This window comes from Sphaerimonospora sp. CA-214678 (genome assembly GCF_050942215.1).
Classification (GTDB): domain Bacteria; phylum Actinomycetota; class Actinomycetes; order Streptosporangiales; family Streptosporangiaceae; genus Sphaerimonospora.
Genome location: NZ_CP192056.1, coordinates 1,332,904 through 1,350,294 on the forward strand (window position 1 = coordinate 1,332,904; position 17,391 = coordinate 1,350,294).

Consider the following 17,391-nt stretch of genomic DNA (forward strand, 5'->3'; position numbering starts at 1 on the left):
GCGCGCCGGGCGTTGTCACAGCTAGACTGAGCACGCCCGCATTCGACGGCGATCGGCCCTGTCAAGGGAACGGCCGGCGGGGATGCGGGTCGACAACTGAACAGCTGTGTTCTTTCGCAGGGGGTGACCGGTTTCGACTTCGGTACTGCAAGTCAGGGGAAGCGGGTCGGGGACTGCGGACATAACCCCGTTAACACTGTGACCGCGAAGAAATAAGTGCCAATAACACGCGCACTGAGGCTAGCCAGGGTTCCCTGGCTCTCGCTGCCTAACCAGCGAGACCTCTGTCAGCCCGGGAGTGCCTCCGGCCCGGATCTGACATCGCTAGGAGGCTCAACCGGCCGACCCGGTCACGGGGTCGTTCGGGAAACCAAACAGTGACTGGGCCCGTCGGCGACTCGCCTGTGAGATCACCGGGGCCGAGAAAATCGAAACAGGATGCACCCGGAGAAGCCCTGTCTTGGTGCTGAAGGACGCGGGTTCGATTCCCGCCACCTCCACCAGCGGCGCCCCCGTCCCACCCGGCGGGGGCGTTTCCGTCTGCCCAGGGTTTAGAGTCGCGGGGTGGCGAAGTTCGATGCGGGTCGGGCCCGGAGGGACGGGCAGGACGGGCGTGTGATCGTAAGGCGGGCACTGCCCACGGATCCGGCCGTGCGGTCTTCCGCGTCGTTGTTCATGACCGAGGCCGAGCGGCAGGGCGTCCGCGCCGGCCGCCGGATGCTGTACGTCGGCCCCGAGCCCGCCGGGCCGTACGTGGCGGAGGCGCTGCGGGTCGAGCCGGGTACGGACGTCGTGGCGCGGCGCAAGCTGCTGCTCGCCGACGACGTCCCGGTGCGGATCGCCACGAGCTATCTGCGGCTCGATGTGTTCGGCGGCACGCCGCTGTGCGAGCCGGACTTCGTCAGACCGAGCCTGCAGGCGGGCATCGAGGCGCTGGGACACCGGTTCGGGTGGGCCGAGGAGCGTTTGATCGCCCGGCCGCCCGCCGGGTCGGAGGCCGGCACCCTGGAACTCGACGACGGCGAATGGGTCGTGGAGATCCTGCGGATCAGCCACTCGACCCAGGACGTCCCGATCCACGCACTGGAGACCGTCTGCGCCGCCTCCCGGCACGTCTTCCCCATCGCCCAGGTGACCGGCGCCGACGAGTTCTGAGGTCAGCCCGCCTCGGCTCGGCGACCCCGGTCGTGGCGGGCGGTGTAGGCGTCGATCTCGGCGAGGAGGGCGCGTTTTCCCTCCGGGCCGAGGAAGGACGCGCGCACGGCCGACCGCGCCAGATCGGCGATCCCGTCGGCGTCGAGGGAGAGCAGATCGGCGGCCACCGCGTACTCCTGGTTCAGCGTGGTGTGGAACATCGGCGGGTCGTCGGTGTTGATCGTGACGGGCACCCCGGCCTTGACCAGCTCGGGCAGGGGGTGATCGGCCAGGCTCGGGACCGCCCCGGTGCTGACGTTGGATGTGGGGCACACCTCGAGCGCGATCTCGTTGGCGGACAGGTATTCGAGCAGGACGGGATCCGTCACGCTTCTGATGCCGTGTCCGATCCGCTCGGCGCCGAGCTCTCGTACGGCCTCCCAGACCGTCCTGGCGTCGGTCACCTCCCCGGCGTGCGGCGCCGAGTGCAGCCCTGCGGCGCGGGCGGCGGCGAAGTGCGGGGCGAACCGGCCGCGCGGCACGCCGGCCTCGGGACCGCCCAGTCCGAAGCTCACCAGCCCCTCGGGACGCTGGTCGAGCGCCACCGCCAGGGTCTGGTCGGCGACGGCGAGGTCGGGGCCGGGGATGTCGAAGCACCAGCGCAGCACGGTGCCGAAGTCGGCCTCGACCCTCCTGCGGGCGTCTTCGATGATCTCGCAGAACTCGTCGGGCGCGAAGCCCCTGGCGAGGTGGGGCTGGGGGGTGATGGTCAGCTCGGCGTAGCGGATCCGCTGCTCGGCCATGTCGCGGCCGACGCCGTGGATGAGCGACCACAGGTCGTCCGGCTTTCTGACCAGGTCCATGACGGCCAGGTAGACCTCGATGAAGTGGTCGAAGTCCCGGAAGTCGTAGAACGACCGGAGCAGGGCCGGGTCGGCCGGCACGGAGGTGGTCCCCTCGTGGCGGGCCGCGAGCTCGGCGACGATCCGGGGTGAGGCGGCGCCGACGTGGTGTACGTGCAGCTCGGCCTTGGGCAGGCCGGCGATGAACCGGGTGAGTTCGGGGGAGATCACGCCGATGACCGTAACAATCGGCCCCGGCGATCCACCAGTCGAAGTCCGGTTATCTCCCATCAACTTGTCAAGATCGCACGTACGGCCCGCCGCGGCCTCCGATGCTGAGCCTCACCGGGTCAGCTGGTCCCGCATCGCGTCCACGTCGCGCAGAGTCCAGTGCTCGACCACCCGTCCCCCGCGGACCCGGACCATGTCGATGGTGAGGATCTCGTAGTGGCGGCCGGTCGCCCGGTGGACACCGCGGCTGATGTACCGGTTGACCGACATTTCGCCATCGCTGGCGTTCTGCTCGATCGTCACCGACACGTTGCGGAAGCCGTTCTCCGCCACGCTCTCCCAGGTGCGCCGCCAGGCCTCCCTGCCGCGGTAATCGCCGAAGATCCCACCTCGGTGATCGACGACATCCGGGTCGATCAACTCGAGGGCTTCGTCGAGCCGGCCCGCTAGGACGTCTCCGTACGCCTCGACCAGGCGGCGATGCACCTCGGCGGCGCTGACGGGTTCTCGATCGTCGGTCACGTTCTCACCTTCCAGGGCACAAGTTGGGGATCTTCCGATCCTTGTCGCCGTATAGACCAACGATGCACTCCCCGGGCGAGATGCGCCTACGCCGCGCTGAAACACGACTTATGAGGTGGGGAGTTCGCCGAGGACGACGTCGACGGTGGCCGTGGCGCCATCGGGGTGGAGCAGCTTGACCGTCACCTTGTCGCCCGGCTTCAACGAGGCCAGCAGCTGGGACAGCGCGTTGGCCGTCGGAGTCGGTTTGTCGTTGATGCTCCGGATCACGTCACCGGGCGTGATGCCCGCCTGCTCGGCGCCGCTGCCGGGGGTGACGGAGCCGACGACCACACCGATGGGGTTGCCCTGGGTGTCGACCGCCGTGCCCACGCGGACGCCAAGCGCGGCCCGGTGGCTGTTGACGACCCGGCCGTTCTTGATGATCTGGTCGGCCACGTCGGTGGCCGTGTCGCTGGGGATGGCGAAGCCGATGCCCGGCGCCGCGCCGAGCTCGGGGTCGACGGCCGCGAGCGTCGGGATGCCGATGACCTTTCCGGACAGGTCGACGAGGGCGCCGCCGCTGTTGCCCGGGTTGATCGGGGCCGAGGTCTGGATGGCGTTGGAGATGGTCGCCCCGGGAGTGCCCTGGCTGCTCTCGCCCGAGACGGTACGGCCGAGGGCCGACACGATGCCCTGGGTCACGCTGCCCGAGAAGCCGAGCGGATTGCCCATGGCGAGCACGATCTGTCCGACCCGGAGGCCGGCCGACCGGCCGAAGGACGCCGGCGTGAGGCCAGCGGTGTCGTCGACCTTGATGACCGCCAGGTCCCCGGCGGGGAAGGTGTTCACGAGCTTCGCCTTCCGGGGCTTGCCGCCGGTCGCGAGCGTGACGTCGAACTCCTGCGAGTCGCCCACTACGTGGGCGTTTGTCACGATATGACCCTCGGTGTCGTAGATGATCCCCGAGCCCAGGGATCGGCCCGTGGTGATCTGCACGGTCGACGGGAGCACCTTCTTGATGACGCGCTCGTAGGCCGACTCGAGGTCCGTCGGACTCGTGGGCGCGGGGGAGGCCGCGGGAGGAGCGGGTGTCGCGGGAGTGGTCTGCTGCGCCGCCGGGGTGTCGGTCGCCAGGCCGCCGCCCCCGCATGCGGTGAGCGTGGCCAGCGCCAGCGCCGCCGCCGTTCGGGTGACCTTCCGTGAGAGCTCCATAGCGGCTTGTCTACCCAGAACGGCAGTGGCTACCAGAGCACGCGCCGGTGATTGACGCTCTCGATTCCGAAGCCGTACGCCCGCCGTGAATCGGCACGCGGATCGGCACGCGGATCGGAAAGCGGGCGGGTTGCGACCGGCGATCGCGTCTTCGAGAAGTCCGTGGATTTCCCGGGGATGCGGACCGGGACGTACCCATCCACCGCCGATGCCGCTAATCTGCGGATATGGCGGAAGGCGGTGCTGATCCGGCCGAGCACGGGCGGGGTACGCCCTTCATTCGCTCCTATGAGGCGCATACCACGCCGCTTCCCCGCGTACGTCCCGAGGAGCGCTCGGAGCCCGAGTCGTCCGCCCTTCTGGCGGATCTGGCTCGCACGCAGGAATTCAGGGCCGTCACCGTGGGGACTGGCCGGCGGGAGCACGGCATGGCGGGCCGGGCCGTGCGCGCCGTGCGGAATGTGCCGCGACGCGGCGTGTACACGATCGCCGCGGTGATCGGGACCGTCATCGCGATCGTGCTGGTCTTCCTGGTCTTCTCCGACGACAAGCCGAGGCGGGACGCCGGGAGCGGGGCGGCCGGCGCGGTACGGTCGCCCACGGTGACTCCCTCGGCGAGTCCGTCGCCGCGCCCGGCGCTCCCCACGCTTCCCAGGGTGCCGAGCCGGCGGAACATGCCCGTCCACCCCGGACCCGGCACCCCCGTCGCCGCGTACGTCACCGACCGCGAGGCGGGGATCAGTTACGCCAGGTTCGGTACGCCGTGGCGGGAGACGAAACTCGCGCCGTTCGAGGCCGTCCAGCGGGCCGGTGCCGTACGGCACCCGCAGGCGGTGATCGGCTCGGCGCCCTACCCGGGGGCTCCGGGCGCGCCGACCGCCTACGCCGACTATCGCAGGCTCGCGGCCCGGGCGGCGAGGTGGTCGCTGCGCTACCAGCCGCCGGGAGCCAAACTGACCTGGACGGCGTCCCAGCCGGTACGGCGTGGCATGGGCTGGCTGCTGGGTTATCGGGTCCGTTACGTGATCGACGGCGAGCAGCGGTCGTCCCAGGCCATCGTGGCGATCGTGGGCACGGGGAGGAGCAAGCCCGCGATGCTGTTCGCCACCGTGCCGGACGATCGCGCGGAACGCTATCGCGACCTGAACATGCTGGCCTGGACGATAAGCCCGATCTAATCCATTCTGACCTGATCTAGCCAAGGAACATTACTCCAGAATATGGTTCTATCAGGCTGCTGGAGCGGAGGATCACATGGCGATCGGGCTGAGCGAGGAGCATGGGGCGCTCCGCGAATCGGTGATCGGGTGGGCCGAGCGCAACATTCCCGCTGACGTGGTGCGCGGCGTCGTCGATGCCATGACCACGTCGGCCGCACGCTCAGCGGCTGATCAGAAAGCCGGTCGGAAAGCCGAGCAGAAAGCCGACCGGCAAGCGGAGCCGGCGGCGGGCTCGGGCGGCGCCCGGACGGTCGCCGAGACCCGCCCGTCCTACTGGAGCGGGCTCGCCGACCAGGGGCTGCTCGGCCTGCACATCCCCGAGGAGCACGGCGGCTCGGGATATGGCCTGCTGGAGACGGTGGTCGTGGTCGAGGCGCTGGCCGAACGCGTGGCGCCAGGGCCGTACGTGCCGTCCGTGCTCGCCAGCGCCGCGATCCTCGCCTCCGGGGGCAAGGCGCAGGCGGAACTGCTGCCCGGCCTCGCCGACGGCACCCTGGTCGGCGCGCTCGCGCTGACCGGCTCGATCTCAGGCGTGCGCGATGGGGACGTGCTGACGATCAGCGGGGTGGCCGAGCCCGTTCTCGGCGGCTCCCTCGCCGACGTGCTGGTCCTGCCGGTGTCGACCGGCGGCGGACGGGAGTGGGTGGCCGTCGACGCCGCCCAGGCCGTGATCACGCCGGTCGAGCCGCTCGACCTCACCCGGGGCTCGGCGAGGGTCGAGGTGGCGGAGGTGGCCGTACCGGCGGAGCGCCTGCTCGGCGGCCTGACCGAAACCGAGGTGCGCAACCTCGCGGCGATCGTCCTGGGCGCCGACGCGGTCGGCCTGGCCGCCTGGTGTGTGGCGGCGGCCGCCGAGTACGCCAAGGTCCGCGTGCAGTTCGGCCGCCCCATCGGGCAGTTCCAGGGCATCAAACACAAGCTGTCGCGAATGCTCGTCGCGCTGGAGCAGGCCAGGGCCACGATCTGGGACGCCACCCGGGCGACCGGCGACGAGCGGGCCTACGCCGCGGCGATCGCCGGGATGACGGCGCCGGACGCGGCCGTGCTGTGCGCCAAGGACGCGATCCAGACGTTCGGCGGGATCGGCTACACGTTCGAGCACGACGCGCACCTCTACTACCGGCGTGCCCTCACGATCAGGGCGCTGCTCGGCCCGTCGGCCGAGTGGGCCGACACGGTCGCCGCGCTCGCGCTGAACGGCGTACGCCGCGAGATGGAGATCGATCTGCCGGCGGAGGCCGAGCCGCTGCGCACCGCGATCCGCGCCGAGCTCGCCGAGATCGCGGCGCTGGGAGGCGCGGAGCAGCGACGGGCGCTGGCGAAGGCCGGTTTCGTCATGCCCCACCTGCCCGAGCCCTGGGGCCGCGGCGCGAGCCCGCTGGAGCAGGTGCTGATCCACCAGGAGATCAGGGCCGCCGAGATCAAGCCGCCGCGGTTGGCCATCGGCGCGTGGGTGGTGCCGTCCCTCGTCTCGTACGGCACGCCGGAACAGCGCGAGCGCTTCCTGCCGGCCACGCTGAGCGGCGAGATGGTCTGGTGCCAGCTGTTCTCCGAGCCGGGCGCCGGCTCCGATCTCGCCTCGCTGCAGATGAAGGCCGAGAGGGTCGAGGGCGGCTGGAGGCTCAACGGCCAGAAGATCTGGACGTCCCTCGCGCACGTCGCCGAGTGGGCGATCTGCATCGCACGCAGCGACCCGGGCAGACCCAAGCACGACGGCATCACCTATTTCCTCGTCGACATGAAGGCGCCGGGCGTCACCGTGCGCCCGCTCACCGAGATGACCGGGGAGAACCTGTTCAACGAGGTCTTCTGCGACGACGTGTTCGTGCCCGACGATCTGGTCGTCGGCGAGGTCGACGAGGGCTGGCGGGTCGCGCGCAACACGCTCTCCAACGAGCGGGTGTCGCTGTCCGCCGACTCGGGCGTCGCCGGCGCCTCGGTGCCCGACCTGCTCGGCCTGGTGGGCAGGCTCGGCCGCGAGCTCACCCCGGTCGAGCGGCAGGAGATCGCACGCGTGGTCGGCGAGGCGCACTCGATCGGCGCGCTGTCGCTGCGGGTGACGCTGCGTCAGATCGCCGGGGCAGAGCCGGGCGCCGACGCGTCGGTGCGCAAGCTGCTGTCCACCTCGCACGCCCAGCACGTGTCCGAGACGGCGGTGAGCCTGCTCGGCACGGCGGCGGTCGCCGCGGCGGACTGGAAGCTCGGCGACGCCGGCTACTGGAACCGTGCCGTCCTGGCCACCCGCGCCATGACGATCTACGGAGGGACGACCGAGGTGCAGCTCAACATCATCGGGGAGCGCATGCTGGGGCTTCCTCGTGACCCGGAGCCCGGCAAGTAGCCTTCCCTTTCGTGTGGGTTTTTCCTGGCGTGATCGGGCTGCACGATCCTGTTGATCTCACCTATCCTCGGAATCATGCTCGTCGCCGCCTCCCTCCTCTTCCTGCGCGGTTCGCAGGTCCGGCACGGCTGAACCGTCCGTGAGCGGGAAGAGCGCCGCGCCGCCGATGGCGACGACATCGACGGAAGCGGCGCGACCCGGCACGGCGATGCGATCGCAGGCGGCCGGCCTGCTGCGCGCCTGCCGGCCCCGGCAGTGGCTCAAGAACGCGCTCGTGTTCGCGGCTCCGGCGGCGGCCGGGGTGCTCACCACGGGTGCCGGGCTGCGCGGCGCGCTCATCGCGTTCGCCGCGTTCTGCCTCGCGGCGAGCGGCACCTATCTGTTCAACGACGCCGCCGACGTGGCGGCCGACCGTCGCCACCCGCGCAAGCGGCTGCGGCCGATCGCCGCCGGGATCGTGCCGGTGCGGCTCGCCCAGGTCGTCGGCTCGGTCCTGCTCGGGCTCGGTCTGCTCGTCGCGCTCTCCGGCGGACCGCCGCTCGGGGCCGTGGTCGCCGCATACCTCGCGCTGACCTTCGCCTACACCCGATGGCTCAAGCACCAGCCGGTGGTCGATCTCGTCGCCATCGCCTGCTGCCACGTGATCCGGGCGTACGCCGGCGCCGTGGCTGTGGCCGTGTCCGTGACGGGCTGGTTCCTCGTCGTGGTCTCGCTGGGGTCGCTCCTGATCGTCGCTGGCAAGCGGGAGGCGGAGCTGCGCGCGTCCGCCCACAAGGCGTCGGCCCACAAGGCCTCCGCCTCCACCGTGTCCGCCTCCGCTCCGTCCGCCCCCGCCGTGGGCGGCGCTGCAGCCGGCGGTACGGCCATCGGCGGCGCGACCGGCGGCACCCGGGCCACGCTCGCGGTCTACACCCCCGGTTATCTCGCCCACGTACGCGCCATGGCGTCCGGGGCGATGATCGTGACGTACTGCCTCTGGGCCCTGCAGGAGCACACGGGGGCGGCCAAGGCGTGTTACGCGCTGAGCATCGCGCCGCTCGTCCTGATCGTGTTGCGGCACGCTCTGCTCGTGGACCGGGGAGTGGGGGAGGAGCCGGAGGAGCTCGCCCTGGGCGATCGCCCGCTTCAGGTCTTCGCCGGCCTCATGCTGTTCCTGCTCGCCCTCGGGATGCATCTGTCATGACCCTGCTGACCGGCTGGGGCCGCACCGCCCCCACTCCCGCGACCCTGGTGCGTCCGCGATCGGCCGCCGAGGCCGCCGAACTGCTCACGCGGGCAGGCCGGCGCGGCGTCGTGGCGCGCGGCCTCGGCCGTTCGTACGGCGACGCCGCCCAGAACGCCGGCGGCCTGGTGCTCGACTGCACGGCGCTCGGCCGTACGGGGCCGGAACCGGCCTGGCGGCTCGGCCCCGGCGGCCTCGTCACCGCGTCGGCCGGGGTCGGCCTGCATGATCTGATGATCGGCCTGGTGCCGAAAGGCTGGTTCGTCCCCGTGACCCCGGGCACCCGCTATGTCACCGTCGGCGGGGCCATCGCCGCCGACGTCCACGGCAAGAACCATCACGTCGATTCCTCCTTCGGCGCGCACGTCCGTTCGCTGCGCCTGCTCACAGCCGACGGAACGCTGCGCGAGCTGACCCCGGCCGACGAGCTGTTCTGGGCCACGGTGGGCGGCATGGGGCTGACCGGCGTCATCGTCGAGGCGACCTTCCGCTGCGTCCCCGTCGAGACCTCCCGGATGGTCGTGGACGTCGAGCGGACCCGCGATCTCGACCAGACCCTTGAGGTGATGGCCGAGACCGACCACCGCTACCGCTACACCGTCGCCTGGATCGACCTGCTGGCCGGGGGCCGCCGGATGGGCAGGAGCGTGCTCACCCGCGGCGACCACGCCACGACCGCTGATCTGCCCGCCCGGATGCGCGGCGACCGGCTGGGCTTCGGCCCCCGGCCCCGCCTCGCCGCGCCCCCGTGGGTGCCCGGCGGGCTGCTCAACCGCGCGACGGTCAGGGCGTTCAACGCCGCCTGGTACGGCAAGGCGGCCCCCGCGGCCGGGAGGCGGCTGGTCCAGGGCATCGCACCCTTCTTCCATCCCCTCGACGGGGTCGCCGGGTGGAACCGGATGTACGGCTCACGCGGCTTCGTGCAGTACCAGTTCGCCGTGCCGTTCGGGGCCGAGGACACCCTGCGCCGGGTGGTGGCCCGGCTGTCGGGCGCCGGGGTGGTGTCGTTCCTGACCGTGCTGAAGCGGTTCGGGCGGGGCACTCCGGCGATGCTGTCGTTCCCCATGCCCGGGTGGACGCTGGCCCTGGACATTCCGGCCGCCCAGCCCGGCCTGGCCGGGCTGCTGACCGAGCTGGACGAGTGGGTCGCCGCAGCGGGGGGACGGATCTATCTGGCCAAGGACTCCCGCATGTCCGCCGAGATGACGGCCGCGACCTATCCCCGGCTCGACGAGTGGCGGGAGATCCGGCGGCGGGCCGATCCCGGCGAGCTGTTCGTCTCCGACCTGGCGCGGCGGCTGCGCCTGCTCTGATGGGCGGCATTCTCGATGGGCGGCGATCCTTGATCGTGGACCTGCTTTGATGGGGAACGTGAGAAACGCGTTGGGTCGTGTCGACACGGTGCTGCTGCTGGGCGGACGCAGCGAGATCGGCCTCGCCATCGTCGAGCGGCTCGTCCGGGACGGCGCCCGCCGCGTCATGCTGGCCGCCCGGGGCGGTACGGCTCCCGCCGAGGAGGTCGAACGGCTCGAACGGCTCGGGGCCGAGGTCCGTCTGGCCGATTTCGACGCGGCCAGGCCGGAGACGCATGCCGCGCTGATCGAGGCGGCGGCGGCCGAGCTCGGCGATCTCGACGTGGTGATCCCGGCCTTCGGCGTGCTCGGCAGGCAGGCGGTCTACGACGAGGATCCGGTCGCGGCCGCCCGCGACGTCGCGGTCAACTTCGGCGGTCACGTCTCGGCCGGTCTGGCCGCCGCGAGGAGGCTGCGCGAGCAGGGTCACGGCACGCTCGTGGTGCTGTCGTCGGTGGCCGGGGTGCGGGTGCGCAGGGCGAACTTCGTGTACGGCTCGGCCAAGGCGGGGCTGGACGGCTTCGCCCAGGGGCTGGCCGACTCCCTCCACGGGTCGGGCGCCCGGGTCGTGCTCGTCCGCCCGGGGTTCGTGATCGGCAGGATGACCGAGGGGATGACCCCCGCGCCGATGTCGGTGACCGCGGACGCGGTGGCGGACGCCGTGGTCGACGCGCTCGGGTCTGACCGGCGAACCGTATGGGTGCCGCCCCGGCTCAAGCCGGTCTTCGCCGTGATGCGGCTCCTGCCGAGGGCGATCTGGCGTCGCCTGCCCCGCTGATCAGGCCGTCCGCCGGATGAGACGCCGTACGCGCAGGCAGGGGGGCGCCGCCGCACCTGGGTACGGGAGCGGCGGCGCCGGGAGGTGGTGTGTCGTCGTGGGTCAGCTCATCAGCCGGTGACGAGCGTGAGTCCGTAGACGCTGAGGATCTCGTTGACGGGCTGGAAGTAGGTCGTGCCGCCGTAGGTGCAGTTGCCGCTGCCGCCGGAGGTCACGCCCTGGGCCTGGCTGCCGGAGATGTACGAGCCGCCGGAGTCGCCGGGCTCGGCGCACACGTTGGTCCGGGTCACCTCGTAGACCGTGCCCTGGGAGTAGCGGACGCTGGTGTTGAGCTGCAGGACGGTGCCGCAGTGCCAGCCGGTGGTCGAGCCCGACCGGCAGATCGAGGAGCCGACGGGGGCCACGGACGATCCCTTGACCGTGACGTTGGCGCCGCCGCTGCCCTTGACGTACGGCCTCGGCGTCCAGTTGGAGTTCACCGCGACCCAGGAGTAGTCGTTGCCGGGGAACGACGAGCCCTGGAAGGTGCCCTGCGAGACGCGGTTGTATCCGGTCGTCGTGTTGCCGGCGCGGCCGCAGTGGCCGGCGCTGACGAACCCGTTGGTGCTGCCCCGCCGCACCGAGAAGCCGATGGAGCAGCGGGCGGTGCTGTTGATGTAGTAGGCGTCGCCGCCGCGCAGGTCGTAGAAGGTCTGCGGCTGCTCGGCCGACCGCTCCACCCGCACCAGCGACCTGTCGGCGCCGCTGGCGGCGACGAAGGCCTCGGCTTCGGCCGGCTGGGAGGAGAGCACGACGACGCTGTTGCTCTTGACGTCGACGTACCAGACGGGGGCCGAGGCGGGTGGGGCGGCCCTGTCCAGTGCCTCCTTGGCGGCGTCGAGCGTGCTCAGCGATCGGTCGACGATCTTGGGCTGGGCGCCGGCGGCGAGGATCGCGCCGGCCTCGGTGGCATCGGTGGTGGCGACGATCAGGGCGTCGGACGTCGGGCCGGTGACCCAGGACCCGGCGAACGAGTCGCCGAGCCGGGCGCGGACCTGCTCGTCGGTCGCCATCGCGCGGGTCTCGTTGGCCAGCCGGGTGCGCGCCTGGCTCTCGCTGAGTCCGAGGTCGCGCTGCATGGCCTCGATCATGGCGGGTGCGGGTTCTGTCGTGACGGACTGGACGGAGGAATGGTCGGAGGCAACGGCACCCGGGTCGGGGGCCGCGGACGCGGGGCCGGCCATCAGAGTGATCGCACTGACGGCCACGACACAGCCGGCGGTAACCGCGTGCCGGGGGAACCTGCGCCTGTCGGGCATGTCGTTCTCCTCGATTGACAGGGGGGATTGACCGCCAAGTTAGTCCAGCGTCAAATTTTGGGAACCTGTCATTTCGTCCATAGCGCCGTGCTATGGAATCGACGCGACGCCGTTGTCAGGGAACCGTGCCGAAGTGGGGGTTGCTGATCAGCCAGTCGGCGTAGCGGTGGCTGCGGGACACCGCGTCGGCGTGCGCGGCCCGGGCGTAGGCGGCGATCGTGGGGGCCACCCGCGCGGCGATCGAGTCGTGGTGCCAGCCCAGCAGGTGTCGCCAGCGCAGTGGGGCCCCGGCGAGCGGCATCATCACCAGCCCCGAGGTGAGCTGGAACGTCGCCTGGCAGAGCAGTACGGCCTTGCCGACCCCGACCAGGTGCAGGCAGGTCGCGACGTCGGACTCGTATATCGACTTCGGTATGAACCCGGAGCGGGCGCAGGCGACGACGAAGCAGTCCGAGAAGCAGCCCTCCCCGGGCACGGCCGCCCATCGCACCCCCGCGAGCTGCGACAGCTCCAGTTCCTTCGCCCCTGCGAGCGGGTGGTTCTCGGCGAGCAGGACGAAGACCGGGTCGGTGGCCACGACACTCCAGCTCATCGTCTCCGAGGGGGGCGGCGGGCTGTCGCCGCACGTTCCGATCAGGGCGAAGTCGAGCAGGCCGGCGGTCACCATCGTGGTCAGCTCGCGCGCCGACCAGGAGGTGCGGGTGGTTACCGGTGCGCCGGGACTGTCGGCGGTGAGACGTTCGACCAGGCCGCCGAGGATGGATCCGTTGGTGGCGCCGAGGCGGTAGCCGGGGATCTGCTCGGAGGTGTTGGCGAACCGTACCGCGTCCTCCTGGAGTTCGCGTACGGCGGGCAGCAGGACGCGGGCGCGGGACAGGACCATCTCGCCCAGCGGCGTGGGGCGGGCGCCGTTGCGGTCGCGTTCGAAAAGGGGACCCCCGAGAGAGCGCTCGATGCGCCTGAGCTGTGCGGTGAGCGAAGGCTGAGCCAGGCCGAGACGGGTCGCCGCCTTGGTGACGCTGCCGGCGTCGGCGACTTCACGCACGATCCTTAAATGACGGAGCTCCAGGTCCATACCGGGAAGGTACGACTACCGTGATATACGTGCAATCCCCGAGTTATCACCATACTTGACTCAAGTCAGTCAATGCGGGCATCGTCCTCGACCGCCGTTGTTCCGCCTGATCCGGTGCGATCTCGTACTCGATCCGGGGAATCGCCGAAATCGTGATTCGTACGGCGCCGCTGTATGGTTCAGCGCGGTGCGGTTCAGCGCGGTGCGGTTCAGCGCGGTGCGGTTCAGCGCGGTGCGGGTGCCACGGCGTATCACGGTCATGGTGAGAGTGGTCTGACCCCGGAGAAGGGGCGGCGGGCCCGGCGTGAACCTCTCCGCCGGGTCATGGTGGACTCCCTCGGCTCCCGGCCCGCGCTGGGTGTGGACTCGAGCCGGGCGGACCGTCAGGCTGGGCGGCATGACCGATCTCCGTGACGTGCTGGCGGCTCGGCGGCTCATCGCCGGGTACCTCCCGCAGACCCCGATGTGGTCCTACCCCGTGCTCGACGCCGCGGTCGGAGCCGAGGTCTTCGTCAAGCATGAGAACGTGCAGCCCACCGGGGCCTTCAAGGTGCGCGGCGGGATCAACCTGCTCGCCCGGATGCCGGACCGCTCCCGCGGGGTTCTCACCTACTCGACCGGCAACCACGCCCAGTCCATCGCGTACGCCGCCCGGTTGTACGGCGTGGCGTGCTCGATCGTCATGCCGGAGAACCCGAACCCCGCCAAGGTCGCCGCGGTCGAGGCGCTGGGCGCCACCGTGGAGATCACCGGAGCGACCATGGTCGAGGCCGCCGGGCACGCCGCCGCCCTCGCGGGCCGTACCGGCATGCGGCTGATCAGCCCCGCCGACGAGCCCGACATCATCGCCGGGGTGGGCACGCTCTACTTCGAGGTTCTCACCGCGCGGCCGGATCTCGACGCGGTCGTCGTCCCGGTCGGCAGCGGGACCGGCGCGGCGGCGGCGTGCCTGGTGGCGCGTGCGCTGGCACCGGGCTGCCAGGTGATCGCGGTCCAGTCGGCGCAGGCTCCGGCCGCCCACGACTCCTGGCGGCTGGGGGAGCTGGTCGAGCGGCCCATGAAGACCGTCGTGGACGGCCTCGCCACCGGGTCGGCCTTCGCCACGCCCCAGGCCGTGATGCGCGATGGTCTGGCCGATTTCGTGCTGGTCCCCGACGAGGAGATCACGCGGGCGCAGCGGATGCTGCTCACCGCGGCGCACACCCTGGCCGAGGGCGCGGGGGCCGCCGCCCTGGCGGCGCTGCTGGCCCGGCGTGAGCGGTTCGCCGGGCGCAGGGTCGCCGTCATCTGCACCGGGGCCAACGCGGGACCGGCCGAACTCGCCCGGCTTCTCGCCGCCTGATTTCCCCGAAGAGCAGAGGTGTGGTTAGCCAACTGTGACGAACGGCAACTAACCTGGGTCGCCGTTCGTCGGGATAGGTGCTGACACTTTCCCGGTTTGGCCATGGAGGACGGATGTATCCCCCGCACCAGCAGAAGCGCCGCCGGAGCTTCGCACCGTTCATTGTCGCGATCATCCTCGCCGGCGCGCTCATCGTGGGGTTACGGCTGTTCTTCGGGGGAACCGGCGGAACCGGCGGGAGCGGCGCGGGCGGTGATGACGGGGACGGCGGACGCCGGGCCTGTGCGGACGGCGGCGTGACGCTGACCGTGGCCGTGTCCAGCGAGAAGGCGGAGCTCCTCCGCAAGATGGCCAGGGCGTACAGCGGGCGCGAGGTGGACGGCCGCTGCGTCGACGTGGTGGTCGGCTCCAAGGCGTCCGGCGAGGCGATGCAGGCGCTGGCCCGCGGCTGGGACGAGCGGGTGGACGGGCCGAGGCCCGACGTGTGGACGCCCGCCAGCGCCGGCTGGATCAGCCTGCTCCAGCGGCGGGCCGAGGAGGGTGACCGGGCCGGCCTCGTCGCGGCGGAGAACCCGACGATCGCCAAGTCCCCCCTGGTGATCGCGATGCCCGAGCCGATGGCCGAGGCGCTCGGCTGGCCGGCCAAGAAGATCGGCTGGTCGGACGTGCTGGATCTCGCCAACGACCCGAAGGGGTGGGCGAAGTACGACCACCCGGAGTGGGGCGCCTTCCGCCTCGGCAAGACCAACCCGAACTTCTCCACATCCGGCCTCAACGCGACGATCGGCGCCTATTTCGCCGCGACCGGGCTGTCCGGCGACCTCTCGGACGGTGATGTGCGCGCCGGGCGCACCCGCGCCTTCGTGAAGGGCGTCGAGCGGTCGATCGTCCACTACGGCGACACCACGCTGACGTTCCTGTCGAACCTGCAGAACGCCGACGACTCCGGCGCCGCGATGTCGTACGTCTCCGCCGTCGCCGTCGAGGAGAAGTCGGTGTGGGACTACAACCAGGGCAACCCGACCGGCGACCCGGCGACCCTCGGCAAGCACGCCAAGCCCAGGGTTCCGCTCGTGGCGATCTACCCGAAGGAGGGCACGCTCTTCTCGGACCATCCGTACGCCGTGCTGTCCTGGACGGAGGACGACAAGAAGGCGGCCGCCGCCGATTTCCTGAAATATCTGCAGTCGCCGGACCAGCAGGACGAGTTCGCCAAGTACGCCTTCCGCTCCTTCGAGGGCAAGCCGGGCGAGCTGATCACCAAGGCCAACGGCCTCGACCCCAAAGAGCCCGCGACGACGCTGAGCGTGCCGGCGCCCAATGTGCTGGACCGGATCCTGAAGAGCTGGGCCGAGCTGCGCAAACCCGCCAATGTGCTGCTGGTCCTCGACGTCTCGGGCTCCATGGGCGCCGAGGTGCCCGGCACCGGCAAGACCAAGCTCGACCTGGCCAAGCAGGCGGCGATCAACGCGTTGCCGCAGTTCGGCCCGAACGACAGCGTCGGATTGTGGATGTTCTCCCTCAAGCAGGACGGCAACAAGGATCACCGCGAGCTGGTGCCGATGGGCCGGGGGAACCAGAGCCGGCTGAAGAGCCGGATCTCCGGCCTCATCGCGAACGGCGGCACCGGCCTGTACGACACCGCGCTCGCGTCCTACGAGCACGTGCTCCAGAGGCAGAGCGGCGAGGCGATCAACGCGGTGGTCTTCCTCACCGACGGCAGGAACGAGGACAACAACTCGATCACCCTGGACGACCTCCTCGCCGAGCTGCACAAGGAGGCCGGGCAGGAGACGGTCCGGATGTTCACGATCGCGTACGGCGCCGACGCCGACCTCGGGGTGCTGCGGCAGATCTCGCAGACCACCGACGCGGCGGCCTACGATTCACGCAAGCCGGGAAGCATCGACCAGGTGTTCACCGCAGTGATCTCCAACTTCTGAGCCGGAGCCGCACGTGTCCCGCTTCAGTGAAGAACTCCGCGACCCCTGGGCGCTGCTCCTGGGCGCCACGGCGGGCGGCGTGGCCTGGGCCGTCACCGTGCATCCGATCGGCGCGGTCGTCGTCGGCGTCGCCGTCTGGCTCGTCAAGGCGTTCGCCTCGGCCTGGCAGTCGACCGGGGCGGGCGGCCACGACGAACCGGAGGAGCTTCCGATCGCCAGGGGCAGTGTGGAGGAGGGATGGCTGCGGCGGGCCGAGCGGGCGGCCGGGACGTTCGCCGACCTGACCGCCTCGATGCGCGGGCAGATCCTGCTCGACCGGATCGCCGCGATGCGGCCCCAGGTGGACGACACGGTGGCGACGCTGCGCCGGCTGGCCGGTCATGCGACGGTGACCGGCTCTGCGCTCGCCCGCTTCGACCCTCGGTTCCTGCATCAGGAGCGTGAACGGCTCACCCGCGCCAGGATGTCGGCCCATGCCGGGGTCGCCGGGGAGCTGGACCGGTCGATCGCATCGCTGGCGGCGCAGCAGGAGGTGTACGACCGGGTGTCGGGCGCGCGGCAGCGGCTGCTGGCTCGGCTCGAGTCCGGGGCGATCAGCCTGGAGGGCCTGGTCGCCCGGGCCGTGGAGATCTCCACGATCGCGGCCACCTCGTCCGGGCCCGAGGGCGGCATGAGGGCGCTCGAAGACCTCACTTCGGAGCTGGAGCTCACCCGGCAGAGCCTGCGCGAGGTCGAGGAGTCCACCCGGGGCGACCTCGGCTGAGCTCCGGTCAGCCCCGACGCACGCCTCGTGGGCACGACTGTGAAAATTTCAGGCGTCACGGCGGCCCCGACCGGCTTCTACAGGGGAAAATCCCGCTCCGCCCGGGGCGTACGGCCATGGCGGGAAACAGTGCT

The 17,391-nt window shown here is 71.1% G+C and carries 14 protein-coding genes and 1 other RNA gene; 10 read left to right on the forward strand and 5 right to left on the reverse strand.

The genetic code is table 11. The features are described 5' to 3' along the window. Positions 1 to 119 precede the first annotated feature (119 nt). Positions 120 to 503: a transfer-messenger RNA gene (gene ssrA / locus ACQP1K_RS06250) on the forward strand. Positions 504 to 564: 61 nt separating this feature from the next. Next, positions 565 to 1,155, forward strand: a complete 591-nt coding sequence (locus ACQP1K_RS06255) for a GntR family transcriptional regulator (RefSeq protein ID WP_433499917.1) — start codon at positions 565 to 567, stop codon at positions 1,153 to 1,155. A 2-nt stretch (positions 1,156 to 1,157) separates the two neighbouring features. Here the strand turns inward: ACQP1K_RS06255 and ACQP1K_RS06260 are convergent, their stop codons facing one another. The 3 genes from ACQP1K_RS06260 to ACQP1K_RS06270 all read right to left on the reverse strand — a co-directional run bounded on the left by ACQP1K_RS06260 (position 1,158) and on the right by ACQP1K_RS06270 (position 3,923). Then, positions 1,158 to 2,207, reverse strand: a complete 1,050-nt coding sequence (locus ACQP1K_RS06260) for an adenosine deaminase (protein ID WP_433499918.1) — start codon at positions 2,205 to 2,207, stop codon at positions 1,158 to 1,160. Positions 2,208 to 2,318: 111 nt separating this feature from the next. Then, the gene (locus tag ACQP1K_RS06265; protein ID WP_433499919.1) at positions 2,319 to 2,729 is read right to left on the reverse strand and encodes an ester cyclase; all 411 of its coding nucleotides are present in this window, start codon (positions 2,727 to 2,729) and stop codon (positions 2,319 to 2,321) included. A 108-nt stretch (positions 2,730 to 2,837) separates the two neighbouring features. Further along, on the reverse strand, positions 2,838 to 3,923 hold the full coding sequence (locus ACQP1K_RS06270; protein WP_433499920.1) for a S1C family serine protease: 1,086 nt from the start codon (positions 3,921 to 3,923) through the stop codon (positions 2,838 to 2,840). A 227-nt stretch (positions 3,924 to 4,150) separates the two neighbouring features. Between ACQP1K_RS06270 and ACQP1K_RS06275 the strand changes: the two genes are divergently transcribed. The 5 genes from ACQP1K_RS06275 (at position 4,151) to ACQP1K_RS06295 (ending at position 10,836) form a co-directional block, all read left to right on the forward strand. Continuing rightward, positions 4,151 to 5,101, forward strand: coding sequence for a hypothetical protein (locus ACQP1K_RS06275; RefSeq protein ID WP_433499921.1), 951 nt, complete (start codon positions 4,151 to 4,153; stop codon positions 5,099 to 5,101). 76 nt (positions 5,102 to 5,177) lie between these two features. Beyond that, complete coding sequence (locus ACQP1K_RS06280; protein WP_433499922.1) at positions 5,178 to 7,484, forward strand: acyl-CoA dehydrogenase; 2,307 nt, start codon at positions 5,178 to 5,180, stop codon at positions 7,482 to 7,484. Between the two features lie 166 nt (positions 7,485 to 7,650). Further along, positions 7,651 to 8,667 carry a decaprenyl-phosphate phosphoribosyltransferase gene (locus ACQP1K_RS06285; RefSeq protein WP_433501499.1) on the forward strand — a complete coding sequence of 339 codons (1,017 nt, stop codon included), beginning with the start codon at positions 7,651 to 7,653 and terminating at the stop codon, positions 8,665 to 8,667. Next, entirely contained in the window at positions 8,664 to 10,019 is a 1,356-nt protein-coding gene (locus ACQP1K_RS06290; protein ID WP_433499923.1) for an FAD-binding protein, read from the forward strand. The genes ACQP1K_RS06285 and ACQP1K_RS06290 overlap by 4 nt, the downstream gene beginning before the upstream one ends. A 58-nt stretch (positions 10,020 to 10,077) precedes the next feature. Then, complete coding sequence (locus tag ACQP1K_RS06295; RefSeq protein ID WP_433499924.1) at positions 10,078 to 10,836, forward strand: decaprenylphospho-beta-D-erythro-pentofuranosid-2-ulose 2-reductase; 759 nt, start codon at positions 10,078 to 10,080, stop codon at positions 10,834 to 10,836. A 110-nt stretch (positions 10,837 to 10,946) separates the two neighbouring features. On the opposite strand, the gene ACQP1K_RS06300 is transcribed toward ACQP1K_RS06295, so the two are convergent. Both ACQP1K_RS06300 and ACQP1K_RS06305 read right to left on the reverse strand, forming a co-directional pair. Beyond that, complete coding sequence (locus ACQP1K_RS06300; protein WP_433499925.1) at positions 10,947 to 12,134, reverse strand: S1 family peptidase; 1,188 nt, start codon at positions 12,132 to 12,134, stop codon at positions 10,947 to 10,949. A gap of 115 nt (positions 12,135 to 12,249) precedes the next feature. Then, positions 12,250 to 13,209 (reverse strand): LysR family transcriptional regulator, encoded by a 960-nt coding sequence (locus ACQP1K_RS06305; protein ID WP_433499926.1) that lies wholly within the window; start codon positions 13,207 to 13,209, stop codon positions 12,250 to 12,252. 397 nt (positions 13,210 to 13,606) lie between these two features. Between ACQP1K_RS06305 and ACQP1K_RS06310 the strand changes: the two genes are divergently transcribed. The 3 genes from ACQP1K_RS06310 (at position 13,607) to ACQP1K_RS06320 (ending at position 17,257) form a co-directional block, all read left to right on the forward strand. Beyond that, entirely contained in the window at positions 13,607 to 14,551 is a 945-nt protein-coding gene (locus tag ACQP1K_RS06310; protein ID WP_433499927.1) for a threonine ammonia-lyase, read from the forward strand. 113 nt (positions 14,552 to 14,664) lie between these two features. Further along, entirely contained in the window at positions 14,665 to 16,494 is a 1,830-nt protein-coding gene (locus tag ACQP1K_RS06315; protein ID WP_433499928.1) for an extracellular solute-binding protein, read from the forward strand. A 13-nt stretch (positions 16,495 to 16,507) separates the two neighbouring features. Beyond that, positions 16,508 to 17,257 (forward strand): hypothetical protein, encoded by a 750-nt coding sequence (locus tag ACQP1K_RS06320; RefSeq protein WP_433499929.1) that lies wholly within the window; start codon positions 16,508 to 16,510, stop codon positions 17,255 to 17,257. Positions 17,258 to 17,391: the final 134 nt, after the last annotated feature.

What these genes read in the sequence shown, in the direction of transcription:
- ACQP1K_RS06315 (WP_433499928.1), top strand. Translation starts at nt 14,665, where the DNA reads ATGTATCCCCCGCACCAGCAGAAGCGCCGCCGGAGCTTCGCACCGTTC.
- ACQP1K_RS06300 (WP_433499925.1), bottom strand. Translation starts at nt 12,134, where the DNA reads ATGCCCGACAGGCGCAGGTTCCCCCGGCACGCGGTTACCGCCGGCTGT.
- ACQP1K_RS06270 (WP_433499920.1), bottom strand. Translation starts at nt 3,923, where the DNA reads ATGGAGCTCTCACGGAAGGTCACCCGAACGGCGGCGGCGCTGGCGCTG.
- ACQP1K_RS06285 (WP_433501499.1), top strand. Translation starts at nt 7,651, where the DNA reads ATGGCGACGACATCGACGGAAGCGGCGCGACCCGGCACGGCGATGCGA.
- ACQP1K_RS06290 (WP_433499923.1), top strand. Translation starts at nt 8,664, where the DNA reads ATGACCCTGCTGACCGGCTGGGGCCGCACCGCCCCCACTCCCGCGACC.
- ACQP1K_RS06275 (WP_433499921.1), top strand. Translation starts at nt 4,151, where the DNA reads ATGGCGGAAGGCGGTGCTGATCCGGCCGAGCACGGGCGGGGTACGCCC.
- ACQP1K_RS06305 (WP_433499926.1), bottom strand. Translation starts at nt 13,209, where the DNA reads ATGGACCTGGAGCTCCGTCATTTAAGGATCGTGCGTGAAGTCGCCGAC.
- ACQP1K_RS06280 (WP_433499922.1), top strand. Translation starts at nt 5,178, where the DNA reads ATGGCGATCGGGCTGAGCGAGGAGCATGGGGCGCTCCGCGAATCGGTG.
- ACQP1K_RS06310 (WP_433499927.1), top strand. Translation starts at nt 13,607, where the DNA reads ATGACCGATCTCCGTGACGTGCTGGCGGCTCGGCGGCTCATCGCCGGG.